We start from the raw sequence: 16799 nt of genomic DNA on the forward strand, positions 1-16799 counted from the left end.
GGTGTTCTTGGCAAGACGACATGACGACGATGATGCGGCGCCCATTGCAGGGATATATATGCGGACCTCATCCGCCTTGCTAGTAGCCGAAAGTATTAATCCTTGAATGTGCAATGGTGCTTATGCATCATCTGACCCCGGTTGTGATCGTCCAGATGGATGAGGCGCGGCGATCATGCTGCCTTGCGGATCCGCACCGGAATCGATTTATAGCTGGGCGTGCCACTTGCCGCGTCCTGATAATCCAGCGGGCAAAGATTGTTCGCCTCCGGGTAGTACGCGCCCACCGAGCCGGCCGCAATGTCGTGCTTGATGGCTGTCAGCCGCAGGCGACGGTGCGTCTGCCCCGGCAGGCTGGTGACGATTTCAACCTCGTCGCCGTGCGCGATGCCGTGGCGCGCCAGATCGGCCGCGTTCATGAACAGCACGTCGCGCCGGCCAAACACGCCGCGGTAGCGGTCGTCCAGGCCGTAGATGGTGGTGTTGTACTGGTCGTGGCTGCGTAGCGTGGTGAGCCTGAGGATGTTGCCTTCCACGATGTCGGGATCTTCGCGCAGGCCGGCGAACGGAATGAATTCGGCCTTGCCCGAGGCCGTCTTCCAGATGCGCTCGGTGGGGGGCAGCGGCAGGCGAAAGCCGCCGGGGATGCGGATGCGCGCGTTGTAATCGCGGAAGTCCGGGTAGATTTTTTCGATCAGGTCGCGGATGCGGTCGTAGTCCTCGATCAGATGCGCCCAGTTGACGCGGCTGCGCGGCAGTGTCGCCTGCGCCATGCCGGCAATGATGGCCGGTTCCGACCGCAGGTGCGTCGATGCCGGCAGCAGCTTGCCGCGCGAGGCATGCACCATCGACATCGAGTCCTCGACCGTGACCGATTGCGCGCCGCCCGCCTGCACGTCGCTTTCCGTGCGGCCCAGCACCGGCAGGATGATCGACTGCTTGCCGATCAACAGGTGCGAGCGGTTCAGCTTGGTGTTCAGATGCACCGCCAGGTCCAGCTGCCGCATGCCGCGCTCGCAGGCGTCGGTGTCGGGCAGCGCGATCGCGAAATTTCCGCCCAGGCAGATCAGCGCCTTGGCGCGGCCCGCGGCCATGGCCTTCATGGCCTCCACTGCATCGTGGCCGTGCCGCTCCGGCGGCCGGAAGCCGAAGGTCTGTTCGACATGGTCGAACATGGTGTGGTCGATTTTTTCGGTGATGCCGACCGTGCGGTTGCCCTGCACGTTCGAGTGCCCGCGCAAGGGGCAGATGCCCGCGCCCGGCTTGCCGAAGTTGCCGCGCATCAAGAGCAGCGCGGCAATCTGCTGCACGTTGCTCGTGCCCTTTTCGTGCTGCGTGATGCCCATGCCATACGTGACGATGGTGGCGTTGGATCGCGCATAGGCGTCGGCCACCTGCTCCAGGTCGCGCTGACGCAGGCCGCTTGCCTGTTCGATGTCGGCCCAGCTCGTGGCGTCCAGGTCCTCGGCGAAGGCTTCGTAGCCGTTGGTGTGTCGGGAAATGAATTCGTGGTCCAGCGTGTTGCGCCCGTCGCGGTCCGCGTTCATCAGCGCTTTCATGATGCCTTTTAGCGCGGCGGCGTCGCCGCCGACCTTGACCTGGAAGTACGTGGACGCGATGGGCGTGGAGCCCAGCGTGCCCATTTCGATCGGATCCTGCGGATCGGCAAAGCGCTCCAGGGAGCGTTCGCGCAGCGGATTGAACACGATGATGGGCACGCCGCGGCGCGCGCATTCGTGCAGCGTTCCCATCATGCGCGGATGGTTCGTGCCGGGGTTGTGTCCCATCGAGATGATGAGGTCGCACACATCGAAGTCGTCCAGCGACACGGTGCCCTTGCCGATGCCGATGGCCTGGGGCAGCCCGACGCTGGTGGCCTCGTGGCACATGTTGGAGCAGTCGGGAAAATTGTTGGTGCCGAATTCGCGGGCATACAGGCTGAACAGGAACGCCGCTTCGTTGGAGGCGCGGCCCGAGGTATAGAACTCGGCCATGTCCGGGTCGGGCAGGCTGGCCAGCGTCTGGCCGATGCGCGCGAACGCGTCGTCCCATTCGATGGGCTGGTAGGTGTCGCTGGCCGCATCGTAGGCCAGCGGATGCGTCAGGCGGCCCGCGTTCTCCAGGTCGTGGTCGCTCCAGGTCAGCAGCTCGGCCACCGGATGCGCGGCAAAGAACTCGGGCGTCACGCGCTTGCGGGTGGCTTCCCACGTCACGGCCTTCGCGCCGTTTTCACAGAACTGGAACGTCGACGTATGCGCCTTGTCGGGCCATGCGCAGCCCGGGCAATCGAAGCCGTCCGGCTTGTTGGTGCGCAACAGCAGCGCGGGCGCCTCGGCGATGCGCATCTGGTTGGCCACCGCCTGCGCGGTCGCCTTCAGGGCGCCCCAACCGCCTGCGGGGGCGTCGTAGGGGCGGATGCCAGCGGGTTTGCCTTGGGTCATGCGAATCTCCGGAATTCAGGGTGCGTTGCGCGCGGCGGCGTCGGGGGCGGGAGCAAGCCGCGCGCCGCGAGCGTCGCAGTAACGGCTTGCCAGCACCGAGCCGGCCACGGCCACGATGACGGGAACGAGAAAGGCCTGGTCGACCCGGGTGAACTCCAGGATCAGCACCACCGCCGTGAGCGGCATGCGCATCGACGAGGCCAGAAAGGCGGCGGCGCCCACGACGGCAAACGCGCCGGGCGGCGAGTCGGGCCAGGCCATGCTCCACAGGCCGCCCAGCACGACCGCCATCGACGCGCCCACGGCAACGGCGGGGGTGAGCAGACCGCCCGCCGCGCCGGCACGCAGCGTGAAGACGACGACGGCCACTTTCATCACCGCCAGCGTGGCCGCGAGGGCGAGGGTCAGGTCATTGTCAAAGCTCAGTTGCGCCGGGCCCTTGCCATTGCCCAGCAGCGCGGGCAGGTAGATCGCAAGCAGCCCGAGCAGGGTGAAATTGATCAGGCACGCCACGGGCAGCCGCCAGCCCCGTGCCGCATCGCGGCGCGCGGCCTCGGTCAGCCGCTGCCAGACGTGGGCCGCGCCGCCGAAGACAGGCCCGGCGACGATGGCCCAGACGATCAGGCTGAAACTGATCTGCATGGGGGGAACGGCGTACTGGATCACGTTGCCCAAGCCCGCCCAGGCCACCACCGCGCCGATGCAGCAGGCCGCCAGCGCCGCGGCCACGGCGGGCCAGGCGAACGACCCTACCAGTACTTCCAGCACAAAGAGCGTCGCGCCGAGCGGCACGTTATACACGGCGGCCAGCCCCGCGCCCGCGCCGCAGGCAATGACGAGACTGTGCTGCGCGGGCGGCAGGCGCAGCAGCGCGGCCAATCGGCCGCCTGCCAACGCGCCGACTTCGCGCGGCGCCACCTCGCGCCCCAGCGGCGAGCCCAGCCCCACCGTCACGATCTGCAGGATGGCATGCGCCATCGTCGTCAGCGCAGGCATCCCGCGCGTCGCGTCGGACACCGCCGCCTTCACGCTGACCAGAGGACGGCCATAGCGATGGATCAGCCACCATCCGCCACCGGCCGCCACGCCGCACAGCACCAGGGCCATCACGCGGCGCTGGCCGCTGGCGGCTTGCACGCCTTCCAGGAAGGTCTCGTGGTTGACGATCTGGCCCTCGGCGTAGCCATATGCCAGATGCTGCACGGCATGGAGCAGCATGCCGAGCAACATGCCGCCCAGCCCCGCGAACAGGCCGGTCAGGATCACCGCGAGCAGAAAACGCGGGCGCAGCCAGGACGGATCATCGGGCTTCAGGTCGTTCATACCAGGATGGGCTCCTGTCGTTTGGCGCGCCGACGCATCGAGGCGCGCATTGCGATGAGGCAGTGTAGGGGCCGTTCCTTTCAAAGCGGCCATTACCAGCCGGAAACCCATACCTATTGGTTAGGCATTAATCCCGAATTCTCTTGCTTGCCGTCAAATACCGCCCAAACTTCGGCTTTATTTCAAATAGTATCCAAGTGATTCAGTACTTATACTTCCCGTTCCATTCGATGGACGGGCGCCACGCAGAGCAACGCGGAGCATGTCGTCCCAGTCCGATTTCAACCGATTCGAGGCATTGCTACCGTCGCGTCCTCGATGACCCACGCGTAACGGGAGTGAAGAAGTGGCGCTTTACCAGAGAACGATGTTGAACAAGGCGATGAAGCTCGGCGCACTGGCGTTGTTGTCGGGTGTGATGGCCGGCTGCGCGACCGAGCGCTCGCAAGCCTTGGCCGTGCCGGCCGTCGCCGCCGCCAGCAAGCCCTACGCGGGCGTGCGCAGCCCCATTTCGGTCGGCAAGTTCGACAACCGCACCAACTACCTGCGCGGCGTGTTCTCGGATGGCGTGGACCGGCTGGGCGGCCAAGCCAAGACGATCCTGGTCAGCCACCTGCAGCGCAGCGGCCGATTCCAGGTGATGGACCGCGACAACCTGTCCGAAATCGCCCAGGAAGCCGCGTTCAACAAGAAGGCCGCGCAGATCAAGGGCGCGCGCTACGTCGTCACGGGCGATGTGACGGCCTTCGGCCGCAAGGTCACCGGCGACCAGCAACTGTTCGGCATCCTGGGCCGCGGCAAGGAGCAGGTGGCTTACGCCAAGGTCGACCTGAACGTGGTGGATGCGACGACCTCGGAAGTGGTCTATTCCGCCTCGGGCGCCGGCGAATACAGCCTGTCCAACCGCGAAGTCGTCGGTTTTGGCGGCACGGCCGGCTACGACTCCACCCTGAACGGCAAGGTGCTGGACCTGGCCATCCGTGAAGCCGTGGACCGTCTGGTCGACGGCATCGAGCAGGGCGCCTGGCAGCCCGCACGCAACTGACGGAGGCGCGCATGGCAAACAATTTCAATCCCCGCGGCGGCGCCACATGCGCGCGCGTCGTCCGCGCACTGGCCATCGTGGGCCTGGCCGGCGTGCTGTCGGCCTGCGTGCAGCAGCCCAAGTCCATGTATAGCTGGCAGTCCTACGAGGGCTCGGTCTACGCGTACCTGAAGGACGACGGCGGCGATTACGCGACGCAGACGCTCGCCATGGAGAAGAACATCGAGACGGCGCGCGCGGCCAACGCCGAGCTGCCGCCCGGCTTTCGCGCGCATCTGGGCATGCTCTACCTGAAGATGGGCGACGGCGACAAGGGCGTCGAGCAAATGCAGGGCGAGAAGGCCGCCTTCCCGGAAGCCGCGCCGTTCATGGACTTCCTGCTGCGCAACGCGGGCAAGCCGCAGACCGTCGCCGCAACGGGCGAGGGCTTGCCAGCGGGGGCGCCCGCCGGCGGGTCGCCCACTACCGCCAGCCCCGCCGCCGCCAACCCCGCCGCCAACCCCGCCGCGCCTGCCGAAGCTGGCACGTTGAAGAAAGGATCGTGATGATGCACACACTCATGCGCGCCGGCCTCGTGGCCCTCGCGGCGCTGTTGACGGGTTGCGTGGCGCCGCCGCAGAAGCATGTCGACTACACCGCGTTTCGCGAAAGCAAGCCGGCGTCGATCCTGGTGTTGCCGCCGCTGAACACGTCGGTGGACGTGGCGGCCACCTCGGCCGTGCTCTCGCAGGCCACGCGCCCGCTCGCTGAATCCGGCTATTACGTGATTCCGGTCGGCGTCATGGAAGAGACCTTCAAACAGAATGGCCTGACCTCGCCCGACGACATCCATGAACTGCCGGCCGTCAAGCTGCGCGAGATCTTCGGCGCCGATGCGGCGCTGTACATGACCGTCAAGCAGTACGGGTCCAGCTACGCGGTCCTGTCCAGCACGGTCACGGTCTCGATCGACGCGGAACTGCTCGACCTGCGCAACGGCGCCAAGCTGTGGAGCGGCACGAAGCAGGTGGTGCACGCCAACAACAACAGCAACGGCGGCCTGATCGGCATGCTGGTGCAGGCCGTGGTGGATCAGGTGATCAACAATCTGACGGATCGCAGCTACAGCGTGGCCGGCATGACGAACAACCTGCTGCTCAGCGCCGGCACCCCTGGCGGCATCCTGTACGGACCGCGCTCGCCGCGCTACGAAGCTCAGTAAACCCGCCGGATGACGGCTTACGCCCGCGCGCCAGTTTCGGCGCGCGGGCGATTTTGTTTCGACGCCCGGGAGATCAAGTGCGCTGCACGAGCGGGTGCAGTTTCCGGGCCCAGCCAAGCAGGGCCTGATCCTCGTCGGTTCGCGCCACCCACTGCACGCCCACCGGCAAACCGTTGTCCGCATGCGCGGTGGGCAGGTGCAACGCCGGCCAGCCCAACAGCGACCATACGCGGTTGAACAGCGACGAGCCTGTCGATCGCGTGCCTTCGGGCGCCTCGGACGGGGCGCTGGGGGTGACGATGAAGTCCACGCCGCCAAAGCGCTCGAGCCACTCGCCGCCCAGCCGCGCGCGGCGTTGCTGCAGCGCTGCGTACTCGGCATGGGTAATGGCCAACCCCCGGTCTATCGCAGTGCGCAGCGCCGGCGACAGCAGATGGCCTTGCGACCCGCGAACCACCGGCAGCAGGCCGCGCGCCAGTTCAGCGAGCATGGTTTGCGCGTGGATATCCAGGAGCGCCTGCAGGTCCGCGTCCACGTCCGGCGCGTCGATATGGGCGCCGTGCTCGCGCAGCGTGGCCGCGCAGTCGTTGAGCGCTCGCCGCGCGGCGCCGCTCAGGTCGCCGATCGCGCTGCAGGTCAGCAACGCAACTCGGGGCGGGCGGTCCGGGCGATGCGCGGCCAACCCGGGAAGCAGCACGGACGCCACCGCTTGCGACTGTTTCACGTCGCGCGTAAACCAGCCGATGGTGTCCAGCGAATCGCATAGCACGTGCATGCCCTGCCGATGCACCCTCCCGAAGGTCGGCTTGAACCCCACCACGCCGCAGAACGCGGCGGGGCGGATCATGGACCCGCCCGTCTGCGTGCCCAGCGCCAGGTCGACCATGCCCGCCGCGACGGCCGCCGCCGAGCCACTTGAGGATCCGCCCGGTGTATGCGCCAGGTGGCGCGGATTGCGGGTCGGGCCCGGCGTGACGTAGGCGTATTCGGCGGTGACCGTCTTGCCGATGGGCACCCCGCCGGCATCGCGCAACTGCGAGACGCAGCTTGCGTCGCGCCGCGCCGGTTCTGCCGATTCCGCAGCGGAGCCCGAGCGCGTCGGCAGGCCGGCGACGTCGATCACATCCTTGACCCCGAAGGCAGCGCCGGCCAGCGGACCCTGGCAGGCTGGCGCGGCGACCCAGGCCTCGTCGGCCAGGCAGACCCAGGCCTGGACCTGCGCATCCCCCGCCTTGCTGCGCGCAAGGGCTTCGTGCGCTGCCTGCATCATTGAACCTTGATCTGCTTTTGCTGGATCAACTGCGTCCACCGCGCGTTTTCGCTGGCAATGAAGTCGCGGAACTGCTCCGGCGTGCCGCCGGCAACCTCGCCACCCTGCGACTCCACCACGGCGCGGTACTGCTTGTCCTGCAGGGCGCGGTTGATGTGCTCGTTCAGCGTCTTGATGACGTCCGGCGGCGTGCCGGCGGGCGCGATCACGCCGAACCAGTTCGAGACCACCATGTCCGGCATTCCCAGTTCCTTGAAGGTGGGAACGTCCGGCAGGCCGGGGGCGCGCTTGTCCGCGGCGACGGCCAGCATCCTGATGCGGGCGTCGGCGCCCGCCGCGTGCGGCAGGAACAGGCTGGGCAGTTCGATGTAGAAATCCACGTTACCGGCGATCAGGTCGTTCACGGCCGGCGCGCCGCCGCGGTACGGCACGTGGGTCGCGTTGGCGCCCGCCTGCTCCTTGAACAGTTCCGTGCTCAAGTGCGAGGCGCTGCCCGCGCCGGTGGAGGCGTAGTTGAGCTTTTCCGGATTGGCCTTGGCATCGCGGATGAGCGCGGCGGGGTCGGCATAAGGCGATTTGCTGCTGACGCCCAGCGCCATCGGGCCCCGCTCGATCAGGGCCACGGGCGCGATGTCCTTGGCCGGATCGAAAGGCATCGTGTAGAGCGCTTTGTTCACTGACATGGGCGCGAAGTTGCCCAGGCCGATCGTGTAGCCGTCCGGCTTGGCCGACGCGATCTGCGCGGTGCCGATGTTGCCGCTGGCGCCGGGCTTGTTGTCGACCACGACGGGCACGCCCAGCGAATCGCTGAGCTTCTGCGCCAACTGGCGCGAGCGCGTGTCGGAACTGCCGCCGGCCGCGTACGGCACGATGAACTTGATTGCCTGCGCCGGATAGGCGGCTTGCGCCAGCGCGCCGGGCGAGGCGAGGCAGAGACCGGCCGCGAAGGCGCCGGCCAGAAGCTTGAGGGTGAAGGACGCAGCAGGCATGGCATTTCCCTTGTCATGAGGGCCGCAGTATGGGCCCGTGGATTGTGCCTGCATGGTAGGAAGCTGCCATTAGGATGTCTAATACCTTATTCTCCCGCTATTGATTCGCCAGGAAAATAAATGCTGATCGACAGCCGTCTGCTTCAGGTGTTTGCCGTGGTGGCCGAAGAGCTGCATTTCGGCCGCGCGGCGCAGCGTCTGCATCTGAGCCAGCCTCCGCTGAGCCAAAGCGTGCGCAAGCTTGAAGAGGAATTGGGCGTGCAGCTTCTGGAACGCACCACGCGCACGGTCAAACTAACGGCGGCCGGCGCCGAGCTGCAGCGCCGCGTGCGGCAGATGGCCGCCGAACACGACGCCACGGTGCGGCACGTGCGGCAGGCGGCCAGCGGCGAAGCCGGACAGCTCACGATTGGTCTCACGCCCAGCGCCGCCTATTCGAACGTGCCGCAGGCGCTGTTCGTGTTCCGCCAGCGCTATCCGGGTGTGGTGCTGGATCTGCAGGAAATGAATTCGAGCGAGATGCCCGAGGCGCTGCATCAGCGGCGGCTGGACCTGGCTCTCTTGCGTCCGCCTTTTGCGGATGCGGACCTGTCGCCCGTGCCCCTGTACTCCGAGCCCATGGTGCTGGCGCTGCGCCGCGGCCATCCGCTAGCGGCGAAACGCTGGGTGACCATGGAGCAGGTGCTGGATCTGCCGATCGTGGGGTATGCGCGCGACCGGTCGCGTTACTTCAGCCAGGTGCTGCGGCAGATGATCGAAGCCGCCGGCAAGCCCGCGAACATCGTGCAGGAAAGCATGATTCCGACGATCCTGACGCTGGTGGAAGCGGGATTTGGCGCGGCCGTGGTGCCGGCGTCGCTGGCGCGGATGCGCATGGACATCCTTGCCTACGTCGGCATCCGGGGGCGCGGCGCGTTCCGCGCCGAACTGGCTGCCGCGCGCCACCCGGATCACCGCAATCCCGCGGTGGATGCTTTCGTGGCGATCATGCGGGACACCAGGCAGCAGCCGCGCCAGAAGGCGCTGTCGTGACGCCGGCGCATGGCGCGCGCTGCATGCGCCTTTGCCGGTGCTGATGGTTCAGTCCCAGTCCGCCGCCAGACCGTCCGGGCTGACTTCGCGGCCGTTGCGCTCCAGCGCGGCGATCTGCGCCATGTCTTCGTCCGTCAGGCGCAGGTCCTGGGCGAGCAGGTTGCTGGCCAGGTTTTCGCGCTTGGTGGAGGACGGGATCACGGCATAACCCAGTTGCAAGGCCCAGGCCAGCGCGACCTGCGCGGGCGTGGCCGCGTGGCGCTGCGCGATCTTGCCGATGACCGGATCCTTGAGCACCTTGCCGTAGGCCAGCGTCATGTACGAGGTCACCGGGATGTCCGCTTCCTTCAGGAACGCGGTGAGCTTGCGATTCTGCAGGTAGGGGCTGAGCTCGATCTGGTTGGTGGCGATCTGGTCGCGGCCCACGGCGGCGATGGCGGCCCGCGTCTCGGCGATGGGAAAGTTGGAAATCCCGATCTGGCGCGTCAGGCCCTGCGCCTTGGCCTCGGCCAGCGCCGTCATGAATTCGTCGACGGACACACCGTTGTCCGGCGCGGGCCAATGGATCAGCGTCAGGTCTACATAGTCGGTCCGCAGCTTGGCCAGGCTGTCCTTCAGGCTGGGGACGAGCTTGTCCTTGGCGTAGTTGGGCACCCAGATCTTGGTGGTGATGTAGAGGTCCGCGCGGGCCACGTTCGATTCCGCGATGGCCTGGCCGACGTCGGCCTCGTTCTCGTAGATCTGCGCCGTGTCGATCGCGCGGTAGCCGACGTCCAGCGCGTTGCGCACGGAATCGATGACGGTCTGGCCTTGCAGGCGGAAGGTGCCGACGCCAAAGGCGGGTATGGGCATGGAAAACTCCTGGGGGATGTACTGGGGCCGGACCGGAGAGGTCCGGGGATGGCGGTAGTGTGCCTGCCGTACCCTTGCAAAAAAATACCGGTATCGGCGAAAGACTTTTGATAAAACGTCAACTATGAAAACCACCCTCGACGAAATGCAGGTCTTCATCGCCATCGTGGACAGCGGCTCGATCACCGCAGCCGCCGAGGTGCTGGGCCAGACCGTTTCCGCCACCAGCCGCACCATGAGCCGGCTTGAAGAAAAGCTGCAGACCACGCTGATGCGGCGCACGACCCGGCGTCTGGCGCTGACCGAAGAAGGCAAGGCCTACCTGGAGCAGGCGCGCCGCATCATTGCGTCGGTCGAGGAGGCCGAAGAGCTGATGAACCTGCGGCGCAACCAGCCCGCGGGCCTCTTGCGCGTGGATGCGGCCTCGCCCTTCATGCTGCATGTCATCGCGCCGCTGGCGCCGGCCTATCGCACGCGCTATCCGCAGGTGGAACTGGAACTGACCAGCAACGAAGGCAATATCGACCTCCTGGAGCGGCGCACCGACCTGGCGTTCCGGATCGGGCGATTGAAGGACTCGTCGCTGCACGCGGTGGCCTTGGGCACGAGCCGGGTGCGCGTGCTGGCCAGTCCGGGTTATCTGGCGCGGCACGGCACGCCCCGCCGCGCGGCGGACTTGGCCTCGCACGTGTTGCTGGGCTTTGCGCAACTGGAAGCGCTGAACGAATGGCCGCTGCTCGATGCCGACGGGCAGCCGGTGCACGTCAAGCCGCAGGTGCGCGCCTATAGCGGCGAGACGCTGCGCCAGCTGGCGCTGAACGACGGCGGCATCGTGTGCCTGTCCGACTTCATGACGCGCGCGGACCGCAAAAGCGGCGCGCTGCAGCCGCTCTTCGTGAAGCAGCTGCTTGAAGTCCGGCAGCCGATCAACGCGGTGTACTACCGGAACACGGCGATCTCCTCGCGCATCAAGTCCTTCATCGACTTCGTGGTCGAAACGGTGGGTACGCGCGGCTTCGAGGAATAGCGGACCAACGAAGATGTATCCAATGGCGACCCCGGCGGCAGGCGCGCGGGGCGCGTCCTTATACTGTCCCCGTTTTGTGTTGAACCCTGGATACGTATGAGCATCTTCTCCCGCTTCTTCGGCCGCAACGAGGAATCCGCCGATTCCGCCGCCCTGTTGGCCAACCCGGACATTGCGCAGCCGTTGAGCCTGCAGGTCCTGTTCGCCGAACCGCTCGCGATCACCGAGGCGGCGCTGGCCGATGCGCTGCGCGCCTACCATCCGACGATGGCCAAGGCGCGCGCGGAAATCGCGCCCGACATGCCGGAATTCCTGGGCATGGCCGGCTGGGACAAGCACGTCGTGCGGCTGGTGGGCTTCAATGCGCCCTATCCCAAGGATGCGCTCGAGACCTGCGTCGCGCCATCGCACTATCCCGCCGCGATGAAGGACGAGGTCCGCGCCCACGCCAGCCACATCATCCTGTACTACGCGGGATTCGAAACCGATCCCTTGGAGCAGTACGTGGCGCTGGCGGCGGTGGCCGGCGCATTGACCGGTTTCAAGGCGCTGGCGGTCCTGAACGAGCATGCGCACACGTCGCTTCCAGCCGGCGTGTTCGCCGCCGAGTCGCTGGGCGAGGAAAGCATGGACCTCTTGCGCACGCTGCCGCTGAACATGCTGTATTGCGGTTTCGTGAAGTATGAAGTCGAAGGCGTGCAGGGCGTATGGATGCGCACGTATGGCGGCGATGCCTTCGGCCTGCCGGACTTCGCCGCGCTGGCGGCAGGGCACGACGAAGGCGAGGTCTACTCGACGACGTTCAACAACATCATGAGCTACATGCTGGAAAGCGGCGCCGAACTGGCCGCCGGCCACACCATGCAGATCGGCGAGGACGCCTACATGAAGCTGCGCGAGCCGGCCAAGGAAGAGTATTTCCTGGACGGCCCGGGGCAGGTGCTGGTGGCCGAGATCATCTCGGCCGACCAGATCAATACGCCAGGTTAAGCACCGCGAAGCGGCGCCAGCCCGGGATCCTCACGCCGCGTAGCGGCTGGCCTCGCCGTTGCGGTTATTGGCGGGCCACAAGCGCAGGGCCAGGGCGGCGGCTGCGGCGCCGGCGGCGGTCAGCGTCACGCCGGTCCAGCCCCAGTGGGCCAGCGCCAGGCTGCCCAGTGCGCCACCGGCGGCCATGCCGATGAAGACGCCCGTCATCAGGATGGCGTTCAGGCGGCTGCGGGCGGCCGGGTCGATGCCGTAGACGATGCTCTGATGCGCGATCAGCGAGGTCTGGATGCCCAGGTCGAAGCCGACGGCGGCGCCGCCGATCAGCCACAGCGCGGCGTGCGGGGGCAGGAAGGGCAGGAAGATCATGGCGGCAAACGACACCATCGTCAGGCCGGCGCCCAGGCTGGCCACGGCCAGCGGGCCCCGCGTGTCGGCCACGCGGCCCGCCAGCGGCGCGGCCAGGGCGCCCGCGGCGCCAGCCAGGCCGAACGCGCCCGCGGCGCCCGCGCCCAGGTGGAACGGCGCGTCATGCAGCATCACGGCCAGCGTCGACCAGAAGGCGCTGAACCCCAGCGACAAGAGGCCCTGCGCGGTTGCGGCGCGGCGCAGGCCGGGATGCTGGCGCCACAGCGTCAGCAGCGAGCCCAGCAACGCGCTGTAGGCCAGCCGCGTCGACGGTTCGAAACTCGGCAGGCCGCGCCACAGGGCTGCGCCCAGCGCAACGATGCTGACGGCGGCGGCCGCGAACATCATGCGCCAGCCGAACTGTTCGGCCACGAAGCCGCTGACCACCCGCGACAGCAGGATGCCCAGCAAGAGGCCCGTCATGACGGTGCCGACGATCTTGCCGCGCTGCTCGGCCGGCGCCAGGTGGGCGGCGGCCGGCACGATGTCCTGGGCCAGCGTGGCCGACAGGCCGATGGCGAAGCTGGCGGCCAGCAGCAGTCCGATCGTGGGCGACGCGCCGGCCAGAAGCAGCGCCAGGCTCAGCACGGCGGCCTTGACCAGGATGATGCGCTTGCGGTCATACCGGTCGCCCAAAGGCGCCAGCATCAGGATGCCGAACGCGTAGCCCAGCTGCGTCAGCGTCGGAATCCAGCCCAGCGTCTCGGCGCTGGCGTGGATGTCCGCGCCCAGCACGCCGAGCATCGGCTGGCTGTAGTAAAGGGAAGCGACGCCCAGGCCGGCGCCCACGGCCAGCAGGAAAACCAGGCCGCGCGATAGGGAGGGGTGGGAAATGGGGGATGACATGGTCGTGTCCGGTGGCATTGGTACGGGGCAAATTCTGGGCTTTCACCCCTGGTTTTGGTAGCCGACCTTCGGGTACATCCGTTATACGATAGGCGTATGACCACCCCCGCTCTCCCCGTTGCCGCCGGCACCGACCGCATGCTGCTCATCGAAACCTTCGTGCGCATCGTCGAGGCCGGCAGCTTGTCGGCGGCCGCCGCCCAGATGGGCGGCACGCAACCCACCGTCAGCCGCCGTCTGCAATTGCTGGAACGCACGATGGGCGTGCGGCTGCTCAAGCGCTCCACCCACGCCATCCGCCTGACCGAAGACGGGCAGCGCTGCTATGAACGCGGCAAGGAGCTGCTCGCCACCTTTCAATCATTCGAAAGCGAGGTGCGCGGCGCGGGCGACGAGCCCGCCGGCATGCTGCGCGTGGTGGCGCCGCACGTGTTCGGCCAGGACCAGTTCATCGAACCGCTGGCCAAGTACCTGAAGCGCTATCCGAACATGCGGGTGGAATGGCTGCTGCACGACCGCATGCCGGACCTTATCGCCGAAAACGTCGATTGCGCGATCCGGGTCGGGGCCGTGACGGATCCGTCGGTGATCGCCGTGAAGCTGGGCGAGGTGCCGCGCATCGTCGTGGCCTCGCCGGACCTGCTTGCCGGCGGGCCCGTGCCGCAGGATCCGCCGGAACTGGCGCGACTGCCGTGGCTGGCGCTGCGCACCTTCTATCGCACCGAGGTGACCCTGACGCATTGCGGCAGCGGCGACAGGCAAAGCTTCGATATCCAGCCGCGCCTGTCCACCGACGGCCTGCACGCGCTGCGTAATTCGGCCATCCAGGGGCTGGGCGTGGCGTTGGGATCCGCGTGGGCCATGCAGGACGATCTGGCTGCCGGCCGTCTCGTGCACCTGGCGCCGCAATGGCGCGCCGACGCCCTGCCCGTTTTTCTGGTCTATGCGCCGTCGCGCTTTCAGCCGGCGCGGCTGCGGCGTTTCATCGAGATCATGCGCGAGCATCTGCCGATGGAGCTGGCCGGACACTGACGCCGGCCGTCGCGCCTGCCGGTCAGGGCGTGATGACGATGGCGCCGGTGACGGCGTTCATGTAGACCACATGGTCGCCCACGCGCAGGTCCGTCACGCCTTCGCCCACCGCCTCGATCACGCCGGCCGCTTCATGGCCCAGCCCCGTGGGCGTGGGCAGCGGATACTTGCCCGCGCGCTGGTAGATGTCGATGTAGTTGAAACCGATGGCCGTCTGGCGCAGCTGCGCTTCGCCGGGCCCGGCTTTCAGTCCTTCACGGATTCGTACACCAGCGTCGCCAGCGTCAGGTCTTCCAGCGCGCTGCCCACCGCCTTGAACACCGTGATTTCCTGATCGTTGCTTCGGCCCGGACGTTCGCCCGCGGCCAGCTGGTGCAGATTGCCGGCGATGCCCTCGCGCGTCAGCACGCCGGCCTCGAACGCCGACAGCAGGTCGCCGGACTTGGTGGGCGCTTCGTCGGTGTCCACGTAGACCGTGGTGCCGTCAAAGCAGGCCGGGTCGGTCTCGCGCATCTCGGGCTTGAAGCTGCCGATCAGGTCCAGGTGCGTGCCGGGCCGCAGCCACGCGCCGCGGATGAGCGGTTCGGTGGACAGCGTGGCGCAGCTGACGATGTCGGCCTGGCCGGTGGCGGCCTGAAGGTCGGTCACGGCTTGCGCATCGAAGCCCTCGCCGCGCAGGCGGGCTGCCAACGCCTCGGCGCCCGCCGGCCGCACGTTCCAGACCAGCACGCGCTCGATCGGGCGTACCGTGCGCATGGCCTGCGCCACCAGTCCCGCGATGCGTCCGGAACCCACGATGAGCAGCGTGCGGGCATCGGCGCGGGCAAGGTAGTCCGCGCCCAGCGCGGCGGCGCCGGCGGTGCGGTACACCGTGACGATGTCGCCGTCCACGTGCGCGACCGGCACGCCCGTCCTGGCGCTGTACAGGTTGTAGGTGGCGTGCAGGCCCGGCAGGCCCTGATGCGTGTTGTCAGGGAAGATGTTGATGATCTTCACGCCGAAATATCCGCGTTCGCTCCACGCGGGCATGATGAGCGAGGTGCCGTGCGCATTGCCGGACTGGATGGCGTGGACGTGGCGGGCGGGCACCGTGGCGCCTTCGCGGAAGGCGTCCCGCAGGGCGGGAATGACGGTGTCGAAGGACAGGGCGTTGCGGGTCTGCTCGGTGTCGATTAAGCGCATCGGATCGTTGCCTGCATGGTTGGTCAATCAAGGGGCCACCGGGCAGTCTAGCAGCGCGAAGGCGGCGGCACCCAAAAGAAATTGCCCGCGGTGGCGCGGGCAATCTCGGGTAGGGCAAGCCGCTCTCGGCCTCAGTCGGCGTCGGGCCGCGGCAGCGGGTCGCCCGCGCCGGTGCGCTCGACGATGAGCTTGTAGTGATGCGGGCTGCGATGCTTGGCGAAATTGAAGACGTGGTCGCGGAACGTCTGGCCCAGCGCGAGGTCGATGCGGGCGGTGATCACCTCGTCTTCCTCGCCGCTTGCGCGGGCCACGATCTCGCCGGACGGCGCCACGATCATCGAGCTGCCGATCATGTGATGACCGTCTTCGAAGCCGCACTTGGCGGCCGCGCCGATCCACACCGCGTTCTGGTAGGCGCTGGCCTGCAGCACGATCTCGTGCGTGGTGGTGCGCAGGTGCGCGGGCTCGTTCCAGTGAATGTTCAACGACGGCGTGTTGTAGCCCAGCACGATCAGCTCGGCGCTTTGCAGCGACATGACGCGGTAGGTCTCGGGCCAGCGCCGGTCATTGCACAGGCACATGCCGATCTTCACGTCGTTGGTTTCCCAAACGCCAAAGCCCAGGTCGCCGACTTCGAAGAACTTCTTTTCCAGATGCTGGAAGGGGGCGTCGGGTTTGTGGTCCGAGTGGCCCGGCAGGTGGATCTTGCGGTACTTGCCGATGATTTTGGCGCTGCGGTCCACGAGGATCGCGGTGTTGAACTGGCGGCCTTGCGGCGTCAGTTCGGCATAGCCCAGGTAAAAGCCGATGCCCAGCTCGCGCGCCGTGTCGAACAGCGGCTGCACGTCGGCGTTGGGCATGCTCTTCTCGAAGTAGCGCTCCACCGCCTCGGCGTCGTCCATCCAGTAGCGGGGAAAGAACGTCGTCAGCGCCAGCTCGGGAAACACGACGAATTCCGCCTGGCGGGCGGCAGCTTCGCGCATCATCTCGACGAGACGGCGCACGACCGCCGCGCGGGAATCGGCAAGATTGACGGCGCCCATCTGAGCGACGGCCAGGCCCATTTTGCGGGACGGGGAAGAGGGGGTCACAGAAATCTCCAGAAGAAAGGCCGAAGGCGGCAAGCATGCCCGGGTCCGAGCCGATCCGATACCGCGCCCGAGC

Annotated in this window: 15 protein-coding genes and 1 pseudogene; 7 read left to right on the forward strand and 9 right to left on the reverse strand. The window is 67.4% G+C overall.

The window, feature by feature from the left end:
• Window positions 1–173 precede the first annotated feature (173 nt).
• Window positions 174–2441 carry an FdhF/YdeP family oxidoreductase gene (locus tag QEP15_RS01310; protein WP_280148341.1) on the reverse strand — a complete coding sequence of 756 codons (2268 nt, stop codon included), beginning with the start codon at window positions 2439–2441 and terminating at the stop codon, window positions 174–176.
• Window positions 2442–2456: 15 nt separating this feature from the next.
• Window positions 2457–3764 carry a chloride channel protein gene (locus QEP15_RS01315; RefSeq protein ID WP_280148342.1) on the reverse strand — a complete coding sequence of 436 codons (1308 nt, stop codon included), beginning with the start codon at window positions 3762–3764 and terminating at the stop codon, window positions 2457–2459.
• 367 nt (window positions 3765–4131) lie between these two features.
• On the opposite strand from QEP15_RS01315, the gene QEP15_RS01320 reads away from it, so the two are divergent.
• Genes QEP15_RS01320 through QEP15_RS01330 form a run of 3 tightly spaced genes read left to right on the forward strand, consistent with a single transcriptional unit; the run spans window position 4132 to window position 6010 of the window.
• A complete protein-coding gene (locus QEP15_RS01320; protein ID WP_180099615.1) occupies window positions 4132–4809 on the forward strand; it encodes a CsgG/HfaB family protein in 678 nt (225 codons plus the stop codon).
• A gap of 11 nt (window positions 4810–4820) precedes the next feature.
• Entirely contained in the window at window positions 4821–5354 is a 534-nt protein-coding gene (locus QEP15_RS01325; protein WP_280148343.1) for a DUF4810 domain-containing protein, read from the forward strand.
• Window positions 5354–6010, forward strand: coding sequence for a DUF799 domain-containing protein (locus tag QEP15_RS01330; protein WP_062840052.1), 657 nt, complete (start codon window positions 5354–5356; stop codon window positions 6008–6010). The genes QEP15_RS01325 and QEP15_RS01330 overlap by 1 nt, the downstream gene beginning before the upstream one ends.
• A 73-nt stretch (window positions 6011–6083) precedes the next feature.
• Here QEP15_RS01330 and QEP15_RS01335 read toward each other — a convergent pair whose 3' ends face one another.
• Window positions 6084–7280, reverse strand: a complete 1197-nt coding sequence (locus QEP15_RS01335; protein WP_280148344.1) for an amidase — start codon at window positions 7278–7280, stop codon at window positions 6084–6086.
• Window positions 7277–8269: a Bug family tripartite tricarboxylate transporter substrate binding protein gene (locus QEP15_RS01340; RefSeq protein ID WP_152383191.1), complete on the reverse strand. Its 993-nt coding sequence runs from the start codon at window positions 8267–8269 to the stop codon at window positions 7277–7279. Before QEP15_RS01340 ends, QEP15_RS01335 begins: the two co-directional genes overlap by 4 nt.
• Before the next feature lie 120 nt (window positions 8270–8389).
• Between QEP15_RS01340 and QEP15_RS01345 the strand changes: the two genes are divergently transcribed.
• Window positions 8390–9301, forward strand: a complete 912-nt coding sequence (locus QEP15_RS01345; RefSeq protein ID WP_253854502.1) for a LysR family transcriptional regulator — start codon at window positions 8390–8392, stop codon at window positions 9299–9301.
• A 48-nt stretch (window positions 9302–9349) separates the two neighbouring features.
• On the opposite strand, the gene dkgB is transcribed toward QEP15_RS01345, so the two are convergent.
• The gene (gene dkgB, locus QEP15_RS01350; protein WP_152383192.1) at window positions 9350–10153 is read right to left on the reverse strand and encodes a 2,5-didehydrogluconate reductase DkgB; all 804 of its coding nucleotides are present in this window, start codon (window positions 10151–10153) and stop codon (window positions 9350–9352) included.
• A gap of 124 nt (window positions 10154–10277) precedes the next feature.
• Between dkgB and QEP15_RS01355 the strand changes: the two genes are divergently transcribed.
• Both QEP15_RS01355 and QEP15_RS01360 read left to right on the forward strand, forming a co-directional pair.
• Complete coding sequence (locus QEP15_RS01355; RefSeq protein WP_056319409.1) at window positions 10278–11180, forward strand: LysR substrate-binding domain-containing protein; 903 nt, start codon at window positions 10278–10280, stop codon at window positions 11178–11180.
• 96 nt (window positions 11181–11276) lie between these two features.
• Window positions 11277–12170 (forward strand): DUF4261 domain-containing protein, encoded by an 894-nt coding sequence (locus QEP15_RS01360; RefSeq protein WP_152383193.1) that lies wholly within the window; start codon window positions 11277–11279, stop codon window positions 12168–12170.
• A gap of 30 nt (window positions 12171–12200) precedes the next feature.
• Here QEP15_RS01360 and QEP15_RS01365 read toward each other — a convergent pair whose 3' ends face one another.
• Entirely contained in the window at window positions 12201–13421 is a 1221-nt protein-coding gene (locus tag QEP15_RS01365) for an MFS transporter (protein ID WP_280148345.1), read from the reverse strand.
• A gap of 96 nt (window positions 13422–13517) precedes the next feature.
• Between QEP15_RS01365 and QEP15_RS01370 the strand changes: the two genes are divergently transcribed.
• Window positions 13518–14453, forward strand: coding sequence for a LysR family transcriptional regulator (locus QEP15_RS01370; protein ID WP_056319404.1), 936 nt, complete (start codon window positions 13518–13520; stop codon window positions 14451–14453).
• 40 nt (window positions 14454–14493) lie between these two features.
• On the opposite strand, the pseudogene QEP15_RS01375 reads toward QEP15_RS01370, so the two are convergent.
• The 3 genes and pseudogenes from QEP15_RS01375 to QEP15_RS01385 form a co-directional block, all read right to left on the reverse strand.
• Window positions 14494–14715, reverse strand: a pseudogene (locus QEP15_RS01375) (alcohol dehydrogenase catalytic domain-containing protein); the annotation flags it as partial.
• A complete protein-coding gene (lhpI, locus tag QEP15_RS01380) occupies window positions 14700–15635 on the reverse strand; it encodes a bifunctional Delta(1)-pyrroline-2-carboxylate/Delta(1)-piperideine-2-carboxylate reductase (RefSeq protein ID WP_152383195.1) in 936 nt (311 codons plus the stop codon). The pseudogene QEP15_RS01375 and the gene lhpI, both read right to left, overlap by 16 nt.
• 131 nt (window positions 15636–15766) lie before the next feature.
• Window positions 15767–16699: an N-carbamoyl-D-amino-acid hydrolase gene (locus QEP15_RS01385; protein WP_152385403.1), complete on the reverse strand. Its 933-nt coding sequence runs from the start codon at window positions 16697–16699 to the stop codon at window positions 15767–15769.
• Window positions 16700–16799: the final 100 nt, after the last annotated feature.

Origin of the sequence: Achromobacter mucicolens, from assembly GCF_029866465.1 — a bacterium.
GTDB lineage: Bacteria > Pseudomonadota > Gammaproteobacteria > Burkholderiales > Burkholderiaceae_B > Achromobacter > Achromobacter mucicolens.

Coding starts and splice junctions, on each gene's coding strand:
- QEP15_RS01325 (WP_280148343.1), top strand. CDS start 4,821: ATGGCAAACAATTTCAATCCCCGCGGCGGCGCCACATGCGCGCGCGTC.
- QEP15_RS01310 (WP_280148341.1), bottom strand. CDS start 2,441: ATGACCCAAGGCAAACCCGCTGGCATCCGCCCCTACGACGCCCCCGCA.
- QEP15_RS01360 (WP_152383193.1), top strand. CDS start 11,277: ATGAGCATCTTCTCCCGCTTCTTCGGCCGCAACGAGGAATCCGCCGAT.
- QEP15_RS01355 (WP_056319409.1), top strand. CDS start 10,278: ATGAAAACCACCCTCGACGAAATGCAGGTCTTCATCGCCATCGTGGAC.
- QEP15_RS01315 (WP_280148342.1), bottom strand. CDS start 3,764: ATGAACGACCTGAAGCCCGATGATCCGTCCTGGCTGCGCCCGCGTTTT.
- QEP15_RS01385 (WP_152385403.1), bottom strand. CDS start 16,699: ATGGGCCTGGCCGTCGCTCAGATGGGCGCCGTCAATCTTGCCGATTCC.
- QEP15_RS01340 (WP_152383191.1), bottom strand. CDS start 8,269: ATGCCTGCTGCGTCCTTCACCCTCAAGCTTCTGGCCGGCGCCTTCGCG.
- QEP15_RS01320 (WP_180099615.1), top strand. CDS start 4,132: ATGTTGAACAAGGCGATGAAGCTCGGCGCACTGGCGTTGTTGTCGGGT.
- QEP15_RS01335 (WP_280148344.1), bottom strand. CDS start 7,280: ATGATGCAGGCAGCGCACGAAGCCCTTGCGCGCAGCAAGGCGGGGGAT.
- lhpI (WP_152383195.1), bottom strand. CDS start 15,635: ATGCGCTTAATCGACACCGAGCAGACCCGCAACGCCCTGTCCTTCGAC.
- QEP15_RS01370 (WP_056319404.1), top strand. CDS start 13,518: ATGACCACCCCCGCTCTCCCCGTTGCCGCCGGCACCGACCGCATGCTG.
- QEP15_RS01345 (WP_253854502.1), top strand. CDS start 8,390: ATGCTGATCGACAGCCGTCTGCTTCAGGTGTTTGCCGTGGTGGCCGAA.
- QEP15_RS01330 (WP_062840052.1), top strand. CDS start 5,354: ATGATGCACACACTCATGCGCGCCGGCCTCGTGGCCCTCGCGGCGCTG.
- QEP15_RS01365 (WP_280148345.1), bottom strand. CDS start 13,421: ATGTCATCCCCCATTTCCCACCCCTCCCTATCGCGCGGCCTGGTTTTC.
- dkgB (WP_152383192.1), bottom strand. CDS start 10,153: ATGCCCATACCCGCCTTTGGCGTCGGCACCTTCCGCCTGCAAGGCCAG.